Origin of the sequence: Nonomuraea sp. 3-1Str (genome assembly GCF_031570565.1) — a bacterium.
GTDB lineage: Bacteria > Actinomycetota > Actinomycetes > Streptosporangiales > Streptosporangiaceae > Nonomuraea.
This window is the reverse complement of sequence record NZ_JALHBK010000002.1, coordinates 390,624-406,385: the sequence shown is the minus strand read 5'-3', so window position 1 is coordinate 406,385 and position 15,762 is coordinate 390,624. Positions and strand designations below refer to the sequence as shown.

General features: G+C 71.2%; 16 protein-coding genes. 6 read left to right on the top strand and 10 right to left on the bottom strand.

Features of this window, described 5'->3' with window-relative positions:
• The first annotated feature begins 256 nt into the window (after positions 1 to 256).
• The 3 genes from MTP10_RS05675 to MTP10_RS05665 all read left to right on the top strand — a co-directional run bounded on the left by MTP10_RS05675 (position 257) and on the right by MTP10_RS05665 (position 4,445).
• On the top strand, positions 257 to 1,084 hold the full coding sequence (locus MTP10_RS05675) for an MIP/aquaporin family protein (RefSeq protein ID WP_310707924.1): 828 nt from the start codon (positions 257 to 259) through the stop codon (positions 1,082 to 1,084).
• A 34-nt stretch (positions 1,085 to 1,118) separates the two neighbouring features.
• Complete coding sequence (glpK, locus tag MTP10_RS05670) at positions 1,119 to 2,636, top strand: glycerol kinase GlpK (protein ID WP_310707923.1); 1,518 nt, start codon at positions 1,119 to 1,121, stop codon at positions 2,634 to 2,636.
• A gap of 75 nt (positions 2,637 to 2,711) precedes the next feature.
• Positions 2,712 to 4,445, top strand: a complete 1,734-nt coding sequence (locus tag MTP10_RS05665; RefSeq protein ID WP_397334418.1) for a glycerol-3-phosphate dehydrogenase/oxidase — start codon at positions 2,712 to 2,714, stop codon at positions 4,443 to 4,445.
• Here the strand turns inward: MTP10_RS05665 and MTP10_RS05660 are convergent.
• A complete protein-coding gene (locus tag MTP10_RS05660; RefSeq protein WP_310707922.1) occupies positions 4,428 to 5,624 on the bottom strand; it encodes an acyltransferase in 1,197 nt (398 codons plus the stop codon). The two genes, MTP10_RS05665 and MTP10_RS05660, sit on opposite strands and share 18 nt — an antisense overlap.
• A gap of 161 nt (positions 5,625 to 5,785) precedes the next feature.
• Here MTP10_RS05660 and MTP10_RS05655 point away from each other — a divergent pair, with 161 nt between their 5' ends.
• Positions 5,786 to 6,136 carry an STAS domain-containing protein gene (locus MTP10_RS05655; protein WP_310707921.1) on the top strand — a complete coding sequence of 117 codons (351 nt, stop codon included), beginning with the start codon at positions 5,786 to 5,788 and terminating at the stop codon, positions 6,134 to 6,136.
• Positions 6,137 to 6,177: 41 nt separating this feature from the next.
• Complete coding sequence (locus MTP10_RS05650; protein WP_310707920.1) at positions 6,178 to 6,963, top strand: PIG-L family deacetylase; 786 nt, start codon at positions 6,178 to 6,180, stop codon at positions 6,961 to 6,963.
• Between the two features lie 34 nt (positions 6,964 to 6,997).
• On the opposite strand, the gene MTP10_RS05645 is transcribed toward MTP10_RS05650, so the two are convergent.
• A complete protein-coding gene (locus MTP10_RS05645; protein WP_310707919.1) occupies positions 6,998 to 8,419 on the bottom strand; it encodes a cellulase family glycosylhydrolase in 1,422 nt (473 codons plus the stop codon).
• A 300-nt stretch (positions 8,420 to 8,719) separates the two neighbouring features.
• Between MTP10_RS05645 and MTP10_RS05640 the strand changes: the two genes are divergently transcribed.
• Positions 8,720 to 9,448, top strand: coding sequence for a sulfotransferase (locus MTP10_RS05640; RefSeq protein ID WP_310707918.1), 729 nt, complete (start codon positions 8,720 to 8,722; stop codon positions 9,446 to 9,448).
• Here the strand turns inward: MTP10_RS05640 and MTP10_RS05635 are convergent.
• The 8 genes from MTP10_RS05635 to MTP10_RS05600 all read right to left on the bottom strand — a co-directional run bounded on the left by MTP10_RS05635 (position 9,426) and on the right by MTP10_RS05600 (position 15,761).
• Positions 9,426 to 10,388 carry a TerC family protein gene (locus MTP10_RS05635; RefSeq protein ID WP_310707917.1) on the bottom strand — a complete coding sequence of 321 codons (963 nt, stop codon included), beginning with the start codon at positions 10,386 to 10,388 and terminating at the stop codon, positions 9,426 to 9,428. The genes MTP10_RS05640 and MTP10_RS05635 overlap by 23 nt on opposite strands.
• A gap of 313 nt (positions 10,389 to 10,701) precedes the next feature.
• On the bottom strand, positions 10,702 to 11,103 hold the full coding sequence (locus tag MTP10_RS05630) for a response regulator transcription factor (protein WP_310707916.1): 402 nt from the start codon (positions 11,101 to 11,103) through the stop codon (positions 10,702 to 10,704).
• On the bottom strand, positions 11,100 to 12,557 hold the full coding sequence (locus MTP10_RS05625; RefSeq protein WP_310707915.1) for a PAS domain S-box protein: 1,458 nt from the start codon (positions 12,555 to 12,557) through the stop codon (positions 11,100 to 11,102). The genes MTP10_RS05630 and MTP10_RS05625 overlap by 4 nt, the downstream gene beginning before the upstream one ends.
• A gap of 24 nt (positions 12,558 to 12,581) precedes the next feature.
• Positions 12,582 to 12,968, bottom strand: coding sequence for an ATP-binding protein (locus MTP10_RS05620; RefSeq protein ID WP_310707914.1), 387 nt, complete (start codon positions 12,966 to 12,968; stop codon positions 12,582 to 12,584).
• Positions 12,969 to 13,079: 111 nt separating this feature from the next.
• The gene (locus MTP10_RS05615) at positions 13,080 to 13,742 is read right to left on the bottom strand and encodes a response regulator transcription factor (RefSeq protein WP_310707913.1); all 663 of its coding nucleotides are present in this window, start codon (positions 13,740 to 13,742) and stop codon (positions 13,080 to 13,082) included.
• A 205-nt stretch (positions 13,743 to 13,947) separates the two neighbouring features.
• Positions 13,948 to 14,361 (bottom strand): VOC family protein, encoded by a 414-nt coding sequence (locus MTP10_RS05610; RefSeq protein ID WP_310707912.1) that lies wholly within the window; start codon positions 14,359 to 14,361, stop codon positions 13,948 to 13,950.
• Positions 14,362 to 14,511: 150 nt separating this feature from the next.
• On the bottom strand, positions 14,512 to 15,036 hold the full coding sequence (locus MTP10_RS05605) for an OsmC family protein (RefSeq protein ID WP_310707911.1): 525 nt from the start codon (positions 15,034 to 15,036) through the stop codon (positions 14,512 to 14,514).
• A 98-nt stretch (positions 15,037 to 15,134) separates the two neighbouring features.
• The gene (locus tag MTP10_RS05600) at positions 15,135 to 15,761 is read right to left on the bottom strand and encodes a VOC family protein (RefSeq protein WP_310707910.1); all 627 of its coding nucleotides are present in this window, start codon (positions 15,759 to 15,761) and stop codon (positions 15,135 to 15,137) included.
• Position 15,762 lies beyond the last annotated feature (1 nt).

Sequence of the window (15,762 nt, the reverse complement as noted above, 5' to 3'; positions counted from 1 at the left end):
GTCAAGAAAAAAATTACACATATCACCTCATACAGGGCGCGATGTGCGCTGCCCCATAGCATCAGACCATAATCCCGCATGTCATAGCTGACTAGTGTTCGACATTGTCGGCACCATGTCGTTGACGCTGTGGTTTTCCTCACTTAGCTTCCAAGTCATCCGTGAGGTGGTGGTCGCCTCACCGGACTTCATGCCTTCGGCGGCATCCGTTCCTGCCCGAGGACGGCGATGTGGCCGGGCACTTCGAGGAGGAGACATGGCGGAACGGTTGAAGGCCCGTAGCATGCTCGGCGAGCTGGCCGCCGAGTTCGCGGGCACCCTGATCCTCATCCTGTTCGGCGTCGGTGTGGTGGCCCAGGTCGTCGCGGGCGGCTTCGGGGACCACGACAGCATCGCGTGGGCCTGGGGGCTCGGCGTGACCCTGGGCGTCTACGTCGCGGCGCGGATCAGCGGCGCGCACCTCAACCCGGCCGTCACCATCGCCATGGCCGTGTTCAAGGGCTTCGAATGGCGGAAGGTGGCGCCGTTCGCGCTGGCACAGATCGCGGGGGCGTTCGTGGCAGCACTCATCGTCCGCTTCAACTACGCCGAGGTGCTGGCCAAGGTCGATCCCGGCCACACCGTCAAGACGCAGGGCGTCTTCTCCACCCTGCCCGGCAACGGCGTGCTTCCGGTCGGGACCTGGGGCGCCTTCCGCGACCAGGTGATCGGCACCGCGATCCTGCTGTTCCTGATCCTGGCCGTCACCGACGTCCACAGCACCCCGCCGCTCGCCAACCTCGCGCCGTTCATCATCGGCCTGATCGTCGTCGCCATCGGCATGGCCTGGGGCACCAACGCCGGGTACGCCATCAACCCGGCCCGCGACCTGGGGCCACGTCTGGCGTCGTTCATCACCGGGTATCACACGGCTTGGCGAGACCAGTACGGGCAGCTCTATTTCTGGGTGCCCATCGTGGGCCCCATCATCGGCGGTCTGCTCGGCGCCGGCCTCTACCAGCTCCTGGTGGGACGGTTCCTGCCGATCGCGGAGGGCCCCGAGCCCGGCCGGGTTCCGGAGAAGGACTCGTTCGAGAACGCCTGACCACCACCCCATCCCGTTGAGGAGGCACGATTCCATGCCGGACTTCGTCGGAGCCGTCGACCAGGGAACGACGAGCACCCGCTTCATGATCTTCGATCACGGCGGCAACGAGATCGCCCGCCACCAGCTCGAACACGAGCAGATCCTGCCGCGCGCCGGCTGGGTCGAGCACAACCCCACGGAGATCTGGGAGCGCACCCGGGCGGTGATCGAGACCACGCTCACCAAGGCGAATCTCGTGGCCTCCGACCTGGCCGCGCTCGGCATCACCAACCAGCGCGAGACCTCCGTGGTGTGGAACCGCGCCACCGGCCGGCCGTACTACAACGCCATCGTCTGGCAGGACACCCGCACGGACAGGATCGCCTCGGCGCTGGACCGCGACGGCAGGGGCGACGTCATCCGCGCCAAGGCCGGTCTGCCGCCCGCGACGTACTTCGCCGGCGGCAAGATCCAGTGGATCCTGGAGAACGTCGAAGGGGTGCGCGAGGCGGCCGAGGCCGGCGAGGCGATCTTCGGCACCACCGACACGTGGCTGCTGTGGAACCTGACCGGCGGCACCGACGGCGGGCGGCACGTCACCGACGTGACCAACGCCAGCCGCACCATGCTCATGAACCTCGAGACCCTCGACTGGGACGACGAGCTGCTGTCGTTCTTCGGCATCCCGCGGCAGATGCTGCCGAAGATCGTGCCCTCCTCCCACGCCGAGGGGTTCGGGCACACCCGCGCCGACGGCCCGCTGCGCGCTGAGATCACGCTCGGCGGCGTCCTCGGCGACCAGCAGGCCGCCACCGTGGGGCAGGTCTGCTTCGGGGTCGGCGAGGCCAAGAACACCTACGGCACCGGCAACTTCCTGCTGCTCAACACCGGCACCACCCCGGTCCACTCCAAGCACGGGCTGCTCACCACGGTGTGCTACCAGTTCGGCCAGGAGGCTCCGGTGTACGCGCTGGAGGGCTCCATCGCGGTGACCGGCTCGGCCGTCCAGTGGCTGCGCGACCAGCTCGGCATCATCTCGGGCGCCGAGCAGAGCGAGTCCCTGGCCCGGCAGGTCGAGGACAACGGCGGGGTGTACTTCGTGCCCGCCTTCTCCGGCCTGTTCGCCCCGTACTGGCGCTCCGACGCCCGCGGCGCGATCGTCGGCCTGTCGCGCTACAACAACAACGCGCACATCGCCCGGGCCACCCTGGAGTCCATCTGCTACCAGAGCCGGGACGTGGTCGAGGCGATGCGCCAGGACTCCGGCGTCACCCTCGACGTGCTGCGGGTGGACGGCGGCGTCACCGCCAACGACCTGTGCATGCAGATCCAGGCCGACGTCCTCGGCGTCCCCGTCTCCAAGCCCGTGGTGGCGGAGACGACCGCGCTCGGCGCCGCCTACGCCGCCGGGCTCGCCGTGGGCTTCTGGAAGTCCACCGAGGAGCTCAAGCAGAACTGGCAGGAAGACCGCCGCTGGGAGCCCACCTGGTCGCAGGAGCAGCGCGACGCGGGCTACGCCACCTGGAAGAAGGCCGTCACCCGCACCCTCGACTGGGTCGACGTCGGCTGAGCCGCACGACCGCCCGGACCGTGGTCCCGCACGCCCATGCGGGGCCGCGGCCCCGGGCCCGCACGATTCTCTGAGATGAGGAGCTTTACTGTGACATCTGTACCGCTGGGACCGGCGTACCGCGCGGAGACGCTGCGACGGATGGGCGACGACGAGTTCGACGTCCTGGTCGTGGGCGGCGGCGTCGTGGGCGCCGGCGCGGCGCTCGACGCGGTGTCCCGTGGCCTTTCCGTCGCGCTCGTGGAGGCCCAGGACTGGGCGGCGGGCACGTCGAGCCGGTCGAGCAAGCTCGTCCACGGCGGTCTGCGCTACCTGGAGCAGCTCGACTTCAAGCTGGTCAGGGAGGCCCTCAAGGAACGCGGCCTGTTGCTGACCAGGCTCGCGCCCCACCTGGTGCGCCCGGTGCCGTTCCTGTTCCCGCTGCGGCACCGGCTGTGGGAGCGGTTCTACGTCGGCGCGGGGATCGCCCTCTACGACATGCTCGACGGCGGGCACGTCCTGCCCCGCCACCGCCACATGAGCCGGCGCCGCGCGCTGGCCGCCGCGCCCTCCCTGCACCCGGAGGCGCTCATCGGCGCGGTGCAGTACTACGACGCGCAGGTCGACGACGCGCGGTTCGCGATGACGCTGGCGCGCACCGCCGCCGGGTACGGGGCGGCCGTCGCGACCCGGACGCGCATGACGGCGCTGGAGCGCGACGGGGCTCGGGTCACCGGCGCCCGGGTGCGCGACCTGGAGAGCGACCGCGAGATCGTCGTGCGCGCCCGCCAGGTGATCAACGCCACCGGCGTCTGGACCGACGAGACCGCCCAGCTGGCGGGCAACGAGGGCGGCCTGCGCGTCCGGGCGTCCAAGGGCGTCCACATCACCGTTCCGCGCGACCGGATCACCCTCCACACCGGCCTGATCCTCCGTACGGAGAAGAGCGTGCTGTTCACCATCCCGTGGGGACGGCACTGGATCATCGGCACCACCGACACCGACTGGAACCTCGACAAGGGCCGTCCCGTGGCCAGCCGGGCCGACATCGACTACCTGCTCGACCACGTCAACCAGGTGCTGGGCACGCCGCTCACGCACGAGGACATCGACGGCGTGTACACGGGCCTGCGGCCGCTGCTGGCCGGGGACGCCTCCGACACCGCCAAGCTGTCCAGGGAGCACACGGTCGCCCGGCCCGCGCCCGGCCTCGTCGTCATCGCCGGCGGGAAGTACACCACCTACCGGGTCATGGCCAAGGACGCCGTGGACGTGGCCGTACGGGAGCTGGACGCGGCCGTGCCGCCGTCGGTGACGGACCGGCTGCCGCTCCTGGGGGCGGAGGGGTACGAGGCGCTGCGGAACGGCCGCACCCGGCTCGCCGCGCGCGCCGGCATCGACGTCGCCCGCGTCGAGCACCTGCTCGGGCGCTACGGCTCGGCCGTCGAGGACCTCATCGAGCTGATCGAGGCGGACGCCTCGCTCGGCGAGCCCCTGACCGGGGCGGCGGACTACCTCCGGGCGGAGGCGGTGTACGCGGTCACCCACGAGGGCGCGTTGCACCTGGAGGACGTGCTGGTGCGCCGTACCCGCATCTCCATCGAGGAGCGTGACCGGGGCATCGGCGTCGCGTCCGAGGTGGCGGAGCTCATCGCGCCCGTGCTCGGCTGGGACGAGGAGGACATCAGGCGGGAGACGGACCGCTACCGGACGACGGTGCACGCCGAGATGTCGGCGGAGCTGCAGCCCGACGACCTGTCCGCGGTCGCCGCCCGCGAGGAGATCTTCGACGGGGCCGGCCCGCTCGAATCCTCAGCGGGCCGGCTCTGACGAGCCCCCGCGTGCCAGGCGCCGGCCGAGACGCTGCATGGGCTGCTCGATGAGGCGATGGGTGAGGCGGCTGGCCGGCAGGATCAGGAGCAGGGCGGCCGCCACGGTGGCCAGTTGGTGCGGCAGGGGGGACCAGCGCCGCTCCCCCAGGATCTCCATCATCACGAGGAGGATCGGGAGATGCGTCAGGTAGAGCGAGTAGCTGATGCCCCCGAGCCAGGTCAGGGGGCCGGGCAGGCGGCGGGCGCGTAACGCCATGCCGCCGGCGAAGGTGGCGGCGGCCAGGGCGATCGTGGTGATCCACACGTCCGGTCGCACCCACCACCAGCCGGCGCTGATCGCCCAGATCGGGACGGCGGCCACGGCGGCCAGGGTGAGCGCGACCGGCCACAGGGAGCCCGAGCCGCGCTCCCACCGGTGGATCGCGGTGCCGGCGAACATCACCGCCAGCATCGCCAGCCCGAACCACGGCACCCGGCTGCTCAGCAGCGGCAGCGCCAGCCCCATCACCCCCAGGACGCAGGAGGCGAGCGTGGACAGCCGCCCCGTGAGCACGCACGCCATGCCGGCGGCGAACACGCCGAGCGAGATCCACGCCGGCCACGCTCCCGACAGCGGCGCCGAGGACATGGTGACGCCGGCCACCAGCGCCGCCGCGCCCAGCGCCACCGCGATCAGGCCACGGCCCGCGTGCGCCCCGGTGGCGAACAGAGCGGCGACCACCAGGTAGAAGACCATCTCGTACGACAGCGTCCACATGGTGTTGACGACGCCGCCGACACCGACCACGTCCAGCAGCATCGTGGCGTGGGCGGCGGCCGCGTGCGGCTCGCGCGGCACCTCCTGGCGGACCGGAATCCACCATGACAGGGCCAGCATCAGCCCCAGGACGGCGAGGTAGAGCGGGTAGAGCCGGAAGAAGCGGCCGATCCAGAAGGCCCGCACGTCGCCGCCGCGCTCCAGCGAGACCGGGATGATGTACCCGCTCACCATGAAGAAGACCAGCACGCCGTAGACGCCGAGGTTGAACTGCGTGGGCCGCAGCCACGGCATGGACCAGGTGAGCAGGTGCTCACCCACCACGGCCAGCGCGCCGACGCCACGCAGCGCGTCCAGCCAGGCGAGCCTGCGGGTCACCGGCCGGATCGCCTCGGAGGGGGTGGCTGGGGCGAGTGACATGTCGCCAAACGTACCGAAATGCTGAAGTTCCAGGGCGGCGACCGTCTCAGTTGGGCCACGACCTGGAGCGCGGCTCGGACGTGCGGATACGCTGGACAGGATCCCCGCTGGTGCCCGTCGCGACGGCGACGGCATCGACGCAGCGACGGAGAGGCGGCGACATGACACGCCTTGCGATCGGGACGGAGCGGCACGGCGATGTCGCGGTGGTCCACCTGACGGGCGAGCTCGACATGAGCACGCAGCACCTGCTGGCCGATGCCCTCGGCGAGCCGCTGTCCGCCGAGCGGCCCAGGATCGTGGTGGACATGGCCGGGCTGAGCTTCTGCGACTCCAGCGGGCTCTGGCAGCTCATCAACTGCCAGCGCCAGGCCGAGGCCCGCGGCGGCGGGCTACGCCTGATCGGCGTGCACGGCATCATGGCCCGGCTGCTGGTCATCACCCAGCTCGTCGACCAGTTCCCGCCCTACGGCACGCTCGAACGCGCCTGTCAGTGGTCCACGCTCCCCTGATCGCCCGCCTCCGCTGAGTCCCGGCGCTACGATGGCCGCCCGTGATCATCAAGGAGGGTGCCGTGGCGGGCTTCGGAGTGCTGTGCGTCCATGCCCATCCCGACGACGAGGCCATCTGGACCGGCGGCACGCTGGCCAGGTACGCCGACGAGGGCGCCAGGACGGCCGTCGTCACGTGCACCTGGGCCGAGGGGACCGTGCGGGCCGGGGAGCTGGAGCGCTCGCTCGGCGTCCTCGGCGCGGGCGAGCCGAGGCTGCTGGGCTACGCCGACGCGAACAAGCCCGAGTCGGCTCCCGGCGCCCCGCGGTTCCTGGACGTGCCGTTCGACGAGGCGGTGGGACGGGTCGTCGGGCACATCAGGCGGTTCAGGCCGGACGTGGTGCTCACCTACGACGCGTACGGCTCCTACGGGCATCCCGACCATGTCCACGCGCACCGGGTCACCATGGCCGCGGTGGAGGCGGCCGGGTACGACCAGCTCCACCCCGGCACGGGCGAGCCGTGGCGGCCCCGGGCCCTCTACCTGTCCACCGTTCCGCGCTCCGTCGTGGTGTCGCACTGGCGGTCGGTGTTCGGGACGGACCCGGAGCCGGGCCAGACGCTCCCGGGCGTCCCGGACGACCAGGTCACCACGCGGCTCGACGTCGGCCGATGGGCCGAGCGCAAGTGGGAGGCCATGCACGCGCACGCGTCGGAGGTGGGACGCGGCGCGTCGATGACCCTGCTGACCGGCCTGCCCGAGCAGGCACGCGCCCAGATGCTGGCCAACGAGTGGTATCGCCGCGTCGGCCACACGGGCCCGCCGGAGACGGCTCTCGGCGCGTAGCCGAGTCTCCGCGGGCCCGTTCGCGGCCGCGGGGTCAGCCGGTCGGGAAGGCGTCCGGGGTGCGGATGCGGTCACGCATGTACGTGCCCGACTGCGTCAGGACGGCCGTGCCCGCGTACGTGTTGCCGGAGCAGGTGCCCGGCTTGAAGGCGGCGCTGCTCTCGTCGGCGTCGGAGTACGTCCAGTCGGCGTAGCTGATCTTGTACTGGTCCAGCAGGTTCAGCCAGGTCGTGGTGCTGGCGAGGTCCACCGTGCCACCGCCGGTGTAGGTGACCGTGCCGAACTCCGTGACGAACAGCGGGATGCGGGTGGCTGCCCGGCTGACCGCCGCCCGGTAGGAGTCCCCGTGGGAGGCGGCGTAGAAGTGGAAGGTGTACATGACGTTGGCGGCGTTGACCGGGTTGTTGACGACCTCGCTCTCGTTGCCGCCCTCCGACACGCCCAGCGACGACCAGCCGCGGGTGCCGACCACGACGACGGCGTCCGGGTCGTTGGCGCGGATGACGGGGATGACCTGCTCGGCGTAGCTCTTGATGGTCGACCAGCTCACGCCGTTGGGCTCGTTGGCGATCTCGTAGATGACGTTCTTCTTGGCGGCGTTGCGGGTGGAGACGGCGGCGAAGAACGTCTTGGCGCGGTCGAGGTTGTACATGGGGTCGCCGGGCGTCAGCGTGTGGAAGTCGATCAGGGCGTACATCCCGCGCGCCTCGGCCATGTCGACGAGGTTGTTGACCTGGGCGGTGAAGGCCGGCGGGTTGGTCTCGTAGCCGTCCTCCTGGACGTACATGGAGATCCGGAGCAGGTCGGCCTTCCAGTCGTTGGCCAGCGCGTCGAGGGAGGCGGTGTTGTAGCACTTGGCGAACCACTGCAGGCCGTGCGTGCTCATCCCGCGTAACTGGATGGGCTTGTTGTACTGGTTGCAGAGGTTGACGCCGCAGACGCGCAGTTGCCCGTTGATGCCGACGGGGGTGCCGTCCGTGGGCGGCGGGACGGTCGGGGTCACGGTGGGGGTCGGGCCGGGGGTCGTGGAGCCGGTGCAGGTGACGCCGTTGAGCGTGAACGAGGTGGGCGCCGGGTTGGCGCCCGTCCAGCTCCCGTTGAAGCCGATGGTGGTCGAGGCGTTGGTGGCGAGCGAGCCGTTGTAGCTCAGGCTGCGCGCGGTCACGGCGGCGCCGTTCTGTCCGTACGTGGCCGACCAGCCCTGGACGACCTTCTGGCCGGAGTCCGGGAAGGTGAAGCCGAGGGTCCAGCCGTTGACGGGGTCGCCGAGGTTCTTGATGGAGATGTTGGCGCTGAAGCCGCCCTGCCAGGTGCTGGCCGTGTAGGTGACGGCGCAGCCGGTGGTGGCGGCGGCGGTGACGGCGGGGGTGACCGCCACTCCTCCGAGGGTGAGCGCGGCGACGGCGCCGATCGCGAGGGCGGCACGTCCGCGGAGCGGGCGCGGGAGCAACTTCACGGTGGTGGCCTTTCGGGTTCCGAATGAGCCGGTGGGGGGATCGCGGGAGGCGTGCCGGCGGGGGGCGCGCGATCGGGGGCAAGGTATCAACGTGGGTGCTCTGAGCTGTAGGAACGTGCCCGTCCCGGCCATGCGGCGGCCGGGGAGATCGCGGGTGTTTGTCCTGTTCGGCGGGGTCGGCGCGGGGTGCCCGGTGGTTGAAAGTTTCAGGTCGGCCGAAAATCTACGGGCGTTGAATTCTGGCGGGCGCCGACCTAGCGTGAGGTCGTCATGCCGACGACCACGGTGAGGGAGAGGGACATGCTCGAAGTCATCGGCGCGGGTCTGCCGCGTACCGGGACGACCTCGATGAAGGCGGCGCTGGAGCGCCTCGGCTTCGGCCCGTGCTATCACATGTTCGAGGTCATGACCCATCCCGACCACGTGGACCGGTGGCACTCGGTCACGGCCGGCGAGGTCCGCGACCGGGAAGGGTGGGACCGGGTGTTCGCGGGAGGGTACCGGTCGGCGCAGGACTGGCCGGCCAGCCACTACTGGCGCGAGCTGGCCGAGGTCTATCCCGACGCGAAGGTGGTGCTGACCGTCCGCGACCCGCGCTCCTGGTATCCGAGCATCAACATGCTCCTGTCCGGTCCCGGGGCCGCCGCGGCGACCATGAACGGCCAGCCGTTCGAGGAGCTTCCTGAGCCCGTACGCGCGATGCTCACCGGCATGGGCCGGATGGGGCCGGTCCTGGAGGCCATCGGGCGGTCGTACTTCGGCCCCGGCTGGAGCTTCGGGCAGGGCGTACCCGACGAGGAGTACGCCGTCGAGGCGTTCGAGCGGCACGTGGCCGCCGTCAAGGCGGACGTGCCCGCGAAGCGCCTGCTCGTGTTCGACGTGCGCGAGGGGTGGGAGCCGCTGTGCGGCTTCCTCGGCGTCGAGGCGCCCGCGGAGCCGTTCCCGCACCTCAACGACGCCGACTCGATGCGGCAGACGTTCGAGCGCATGATGAGCGGCGAGCCGATCACCTTTCCACAGCCTCGCTGACCGCCTCCTCCCGCTCCTCCTGACCCTTGTCCTGACCGCGGGAGCGCAGCAAGCTCGCCGTGACCGCGGTGACGAGGATCGCGGCGACCACCCCCAGCGAGAGAGCCGTCGGAATCTTGTACACCTCCAGGAGCAGCATCTTCACGCCCACCCAGACCAGCACCAGCGCCAGGCCCAGCTTGAGGTAGGCGAACCGGTGCATCAGGCCGGCGAGCATGAAGTACATCGCCCGCAGGCCGAGGATGGCGAAGGCGTTGGAGGTGAAGACGAGGAACGGCTCCGAGGTGACCGCGAAGACGGCCGGGATCGAGTCCACCGCGAAGACGATGTCGCTGACCTCGACCAGCACGAGCACCGCCAGCAGCGGCGTGGCCACCCAGCGGCCGCTCCGGCGCACCAGGAACCGCTGACCGTGGTAGTCGTCGGTGACGGGGATCAGCCTGCGGAACAGGCGCAGCGTCCTGCTGCTGCCCGGATCGATGCTCTCGTCCCGGTGACGGGCCATCCGGATCCCGGTCAGCACCAGGAAGGCGCCGAACACGTACAGGACCCACGAGAAGCTGGCGATGAGCACGGACCCGGCGGCGATGAACACGCCGCGGAACACCAGCGCGCCCAGCACCCCGAAGAACAGCACGCGGTGCTGGTAGCGCGCCGGGACCGCGAAGTAGCTGAAGATGATCGCGAAGACGAAGACGTTGTCGACCGCCAGCGACTTCTCGATGAGGTAGCCGGCGTAGTACTGCCCGGCGAGCTCGGCTCCCCACAGCCACCAGATCACGGCGCCGAAGGCCAGGCCGAGCGCGATCCAGATCGTCGACCAGAACGCGGCCTCGCGCACGCCGACCGCGTGCGCACGCCGATGGGAGAACAGGTCGATCGCCAGCATGACGGCGATCACGCCCAGCACGGCAGGCCAGGCCCAGAAGGGGACGTCCAACGAGATACCTCCGGTCCGATGTCGTCGGCCGGAGGTCTCCCCGCCCTCCCACGGCTCTCGCGCGCGAGACGGCGTCAGGACCGGGCGGGCCTCGGGGCTCGCCGTATTGACGACCCTGACGGTTTCGGGTACTCCCCTCCGCTCACCAAGGTACGACAGGGATATCTCATGTCCAAATCCCCCACGGACCCTCCGAGGCTGCCCGTGACAGCGGCGCGTGTCGCCGGGCGGCGGCCCGGACCGGCCGCCCCGGCACGACAGGCCGGACACGACAGGTCGCGGCGCGCGGGCGATCCGCCCCCGTGGCGGGGCTTCAGCGGTCCGCCGCGACGCGGCGCACGGCCGCCACGATGTCGATGTTGGGCAGGCCCTTGAGGAGGTACTCGGTGACGCCTGCCCGGCGCATCTCCTCGACGGCGCCGGAGTCGCCGTAGGCGGAGAACGCCATGACGCGCGTGCCCGGGCAGCGGTCGCGGATCACCCGGGCCGCGTGGGCGCCGCCGCCGGGCATCCGCACGTCGAGGATGGCGACGCGGGGCGTGTGGCGCTCGGCCAGGGCGATGGCCTCCTCGGCGTCCTGGGCGAGCGCGACGACACTGAGGTCGGGCTCGGCCTGGAGCACCTCACTGAGCACGTCACGGATCATGGGCTCGTCGTCGCCGATGAGCACGGTCAGCCGCGCGCCCGCCGGCGTACGACCGTCCCGCCCGGTCATACGCGACCGTCCTCACCGCCCGAGGCCAGTGCGGGCACCCAGAACTCGACCGTCGTGCCGTCGTCCGGCCGGCCGCGGATGCTCCACCAGCCGCCCGCCATCTCGGCGCGCTCGCGCATCTCGATGAGGCCGAAGTGGTCGGGCACGGCGAGGAGGCCGGCGGGGTCACTGACGCCGACGCCGTCGTCGGCCACCCGCGTCAGCACGCCGTGGCCGCTGGAGGCCAGGGACACGGTCACCGCCTTCGCCTGTGCGTGCTTGCGGACATTATTCAGCGCCTCCTGACATATCCGAAATATCGTGATCGCTGTCTCGGCGGGTGGCTCCCGGTCGAGCTCGTGCCGCAACGAGTACGTCAGCCCGGCGCCGGTCACCACCTGGTCCAGGTACGAGGTCAGCCCCTCGACCAGCCCGTCCCGGTCGAGGCCGGGCGGCCGGAGGCGGAAGGTGAGGTCGCGCAGCCGGTGGACGGCCGCCGACACGGTCTCGTTGAGCTGCAGGGCCCCCACGGCGTGCTCACCCTCCAACTGGTCGGCGAGCAGTTGCAGGCGCATCCCGACGGCCACCATCGACTGGATCGTGTCGTCGTGCACGTCCCAGGCGATGCGGCGCCGCTCCATCTCCTGCGCGTGGACGAGGTGGGTCAGCAGCCTGCTGCGCTCGTCCAGGGCCCGCTCGGCGGTGCGCCGCTCGGTCATGTCGCGGGTCACCTTGCCGAACCCGCGCAGCTCGCCGGTGTCGTCGTACAGCGCCGTGATCACCACGTTCGCCCAGAACCGGGTGCCGTCGGCCCGCACCCGCCAGCCCTCGTCCTCCAGCCGCCCCTCCGCCGCGGCCACCACCAGCTCACGGGCCGGCTTGCCCGCCGCCACGTCCTCAGGCGGGTAGAAGGCCGAGAAGTGACGCCCGATGATCTCTTCCGCCCGGTACCCCTTGATCCGCTCCGCGCCCGCGTTCCAGCTCACGATCCGGCCCTGCGGGTCCAGCATGAAGATCGCGTAGTCGACGACGTTCTGAACGATCAGCCTGAAGCGCTCCTCGCTCTCCCGCAGGGCCCGCTCGGCGATGCGCCGCTCGGTCATGTCGCGGGTCACCTTGCCGAACCCGCGCAGCTCGCCGGTGTCGTCGTACAGCGCCGTGATCACCACGTTCGCCCAGAACCGCGTGCCGTCGGCCCGCACCCGCCAGCCCTCGTCCTCCAGCCGCCCCTCCGCCGCGGCCACCACCAGCCCATGAGCCGGCTTGCCCGCCGCCACGTCCTCAGGCGGGTAGAACACCGAGAAGTGACGCCCGATGATCTCTTCCGCCCGGTACCCCTTGATCCGCTCCGCGCCCGCGTTCCAGCTCACGATCCGGCCTCGCGGATCCAGCATGAAGATCGCGTAGTCGACGATGTTCTGCACCAGCAGCCGGTAGTCGGTCTGGGTGATCTCGGGGGGGCTTGACTCGGGCATAGTGCAGCTTCGCACGCCCAGATGTCAGTTGGCCCAGACGGGGGCGGGAACGGCGGCCAGCTCGCACCAGACGACCTTGCCGTCCCCTTGGGGAATGGACCCCCAGCGGATGGACAGGCGCTCGATGACGTTGAGGCCCCAACCGCTCCTCGGCCCCGGCTCGCGCGGCTCGGGCAGCCGGGGACTGGAGTCGCGGACCTCGATGCGCACCCGGGAGAGGCCGACGACCAGGTGGAGCACCGGCGCGCCGGCGCCGTGCACCAGCGCGTTGGTCACCAGCTCGGAGACGACCAGGAGCGCGTCGTCGTGCAGGCCGGTGTATCCGCTCTCGGCCAGCGCCCGCCGGGTCAGGTCGCGGGCCGTCGTGATGCTGTCGAGCTCTTGCGTCAGATGGTGCTCAACCGCATACACCGAACCCTCTGTACCCATCCTCTCAGGATCGCCGGTGTACGCCGGTGTCACGAGAGTCACCGGCTCCATCTGGTCTGGTGCAGTCGCGGCGTCCCGAGTAGTGCATCTGCGTCAGTCGATGAGGCCCTCGCGACGGGCGATCGCGACCGCCTCCAGCTTGGAGCCCGCGCCCAGCTTCTCCAGGACGCGCTGGATGTGGTTGCGGGCGGTGTTGTGCGCCACGCCGAGCCGCTCGCTGATCTGCGCCGTGCTCGCCCCCTCGGCCAGCAGGAGCAGCGTCTCCCGCTCCCGCGCCGTCAGCCCCGCCCCCGCGAGCCGGATCCTGCCGGTGAGCCGGTCCAGCACGCCGGCCAGCAACTCCGGCGCGAACGCCACCCCGCCCTCGGCCACCTGCCGCACCGCCGCCTCCAGCTCGTGCAGCGCCGACGACTTCAGCACGAGGCCCACCCCGCCGGCCTCGGCCACCCGGGTGGCGGCCGACGCGGACGCCTCGCCCGTCAGGATCAGCACCCGCGCCTCCGGAGCGGCGGCCATGAGCCGGCCGATCGCGGAGATCCCGTCGCCGTCCGGCAGCCGCCGGTCCAGCAGCACCACGTCCGGCTTGAACCGCGCCGTGTCGGCCACCGCCGCCGCGATCGACGCGGACCGCCCCACGACCTCCACCCCGTCCGTCTGTCCCAGGGCCAGGCCGATCGCCTCGGCCACCATGTCGTGATCCTCGACCAGCAACAAGCGGATCGACGGGGACGCCGACCCTGCGGGGGGCGGTGACATCACGGGAATGCTCACGACGACGATGCGCGGCGCGACCATGCCGGCACGACCATTCTCCCGCGTCCGAAGCCTTTCAATCACGCCGGGTGCCACTGTGGTGACATCCGGATGTGCCCCGGTATGACCTGCCTCCCGGTCAAGGTGTGAGGACCCATGTTGACGAGGCGGAATGTCATGACCCCTGCCTTCGAGGCCGAGGGATCGGCTACTCGGCGTAGGGCTGGTCCGCTCCCTGGGCGCTGTAGCCGAGGCTCCAGACGTAGCCGTCCGGGTCCGCGAAGGAGCCGCCGTACCCGCCCCACGGCAGGGCGCCGGCGGGCTTGAGGATCGTGGCGCCGGCCTTCTCGGCCTCCGCGATGATCTCGTCGACCCGCGCCTCACTGCGGACGACGTACGTGAGCACCAGCCCGCTGAAGCCGCTGCCTTCCGGGCTCGTGCCCACCTGGTCGGCCAGGCCCTCACGGCCGTAGAAGCCGACGGGCGAGGCTCCGTCCGACTCGAAGAACACCGAGATGCCGTAGTCGTTCTTGATCTTCCAGCCGAGCCCCTCCGTGTAGAACTGCTTGGCCCGGTCCATGTCCCGGACGGCGAGGAGGATGGAACTGACGTGCGCCTTCATGCCTTGTCTCCTTCGTTCTTCGGGGGTGATCCCCGTGGAGACAACGCTACGGAGAGCCCCATGCCCGGCGCTTCTTGATTCCTGATCGGTTGGTCGCCTGTGCCCAGGTGACGGGCGCCGCTGCCCTCCCGGCCGTCCGGCCCTGGCCGGTCAGGCGGCTGCCTCCACCCGGGTGAGGGAGCCGCTGATCGCCACCGGGTTCCTGATCAGGTTGAGGATCGGGCAGACCCGCTCCACCTCGGCGTGCAGCCGGGCCAGCTCCTCGTCCGGCGCGGGCGAGGACAGGCGCACCTCGTACCGGAAGTCGTACGGGTGGACGGGGATGCCCGTGGCGTCCGGCGCCTGGGCGCGCGGGTCGTACTGGGCCTGGACGTCGACTTCGAGCGAGTCGAGCGGGATCTCCAGCTCCGCCGCCTTGATGAGGAAGATGTGGGTGACGCAGCTTCCCAGCACGCCGGCCTGGAGCTCCGGCGAGCCCGGACCGAGGCTGTAACCCGCCAGGTCGGGGCCGCTGTCGCTGATGATCTGGAAGTCTCTGATCCTGATGCGGCGCACGCCGCTGCGGCCCTCGGCGGTGACGTGGGCGTGCAGCGGCACGGGGCCGCCCGACGGCGCGGCGCGCCGGGCCAGCAGCGCCTCGCGCTTGTGGGACAGGTATTCGCGAAGAGTGGTCATTGCGGGAGATGTCCTGCTTTCCAGGGCGGGCGGTCTTTCCGGAGGGGTGGTCTTTCCGGGTTGTCTTTCCGGAGGGGTGGTCTTTCCGGGAGGGGCGGTCAGGTGAGGGTCACTGGGCCGCGCGGGGTGTCGAGGTGGGCGCGCAGCGCCGGCTCCGGGCCCTCGGTGACCTCCAGCCCGGCCTCCAGCGCCGCCAGGTCCGCCCGTACGGACTCCGGGTCCGGGTGGGACGCGGTGAACGACACCAGGGCGAGCTGCGGCAGTCCCGAGGCGGCCGGGTGCGGCGCGTCGCCCCAGTCGATGAGGAACGGCACCAGCCGCACCGCCGCCGGGTCGTCCCGGCGGGTGAGCACCCAGTCGAGCCTGACCCCGTCCGGCCGGACCCGGGAGAGCGGCTCGACCTTCCCCGGGTCGTAGCCGCGCTCGCGCGCCCGCCGTACGCGTGCCTCCAGGTCGTCGCCGCGCACCGCCCACGCGGTCAGCCGGGGCTCGGTGAGCGTCTCCAGCCCGAACGCCCGGGGCCGCGCGCCCGGGCCGGCGGCCGGGTCGGGGCCGATGATCTCCAGGTACGCGCCGGGGCCGAGCCCGACGAGGTGATTGGCGGTGCCGCCCGGGTGGCTGCCGCCGGGGACCGGCTGCACGCCGGTGCGCTCGGCGAACTCCTTCACGCCGGCGAGCAGGTCGGGCACGGCGTAGACCAGGTGGTCCAGTTCGAGATGGGTCATG

Coding starts and splice junctions, on each gene's coding strand:
- MTP10_RS05675 (WP_310707924.1), top strand. CDS start 257: ATGGCGGAACGGTTGAAGGCCCGTAGCATGCTCGGCGAGCTGGCCGCC.
- glpK (WP_310707923.1), top strand. CDS start 1,119: ATGCCGGACTTCGTCGGAGCCGTCGACCAGGGAACGACGAGCACCCGC.
- MTP10_RS05665 (WP_397334418.1), top strand. CDS start 2,712: ATGAGGAGCTTTACTGTGACATCTGTACCGCTGGGACCGGCGTACCGC.
- MTP10_RS05660 (WP_310707922.1), bottom strand. CDS start 5,624: ATGTCACTCGCCCCAGCCACCCCCTCCGAGGCGATCCGGCCGGTGACC.
- MTP10_RS05655 (WP_310707921.1), top strand. CDS start 5,786: ATGACACGCCTTGCGATCGGGACGGAGCGGCACGGCGATGTCGCGGTG.
- MTP10_RS05640 (WP_310707918.1), top strand. CDS start 8,720: ATGCTCGAAGTCATCGGCGCGGGTCTGCCGCGTACCGGGACGACCTCG.
- MTP10_RS05630 (WP_310707916.1), bottom strand. CDS start 11,103: ATGACCGGGCGGGACGGTCGTACGCCGGCGGGCGCGCGGCTGACCGTG.
- MTP10_RS05625 (WP_310707915.1), bottom strand. CDS start 12,557: ATGCCCGAGTCAAGCCCCCCCGAGATCACCCAGACCGACTACCGGCTG.
- MTP10_RS05615 (WP_310707913.1), bottom strand. CDS start 13,742: ATGTCACCGCCCCCCGCAGGGTCGGCGTCCCCGTCGATCCGCTTGTTG.
- MTP10_RS05610 (WP_310707912.1), bottom strand. CDS start 14,361: ATGAAGGCGCACGTCAGTTCCATCCTCCTCGCCGTCCGGGACATGGAC.
- MTP10_RS05605 (WP_310707911.1), bottom strand. CDS start 15,036: ATGACCACTCTTCGCGAATACCTGTCCCACAAGCGCGAGGCGCTGCTG.
- MTP10_RS05600 (WP_310707910.1), bottom strand. CDS start 15,761: ATGACCCATCTCGAACTGGACCACCTGGTCTACGCCGTGCCCGACCTG.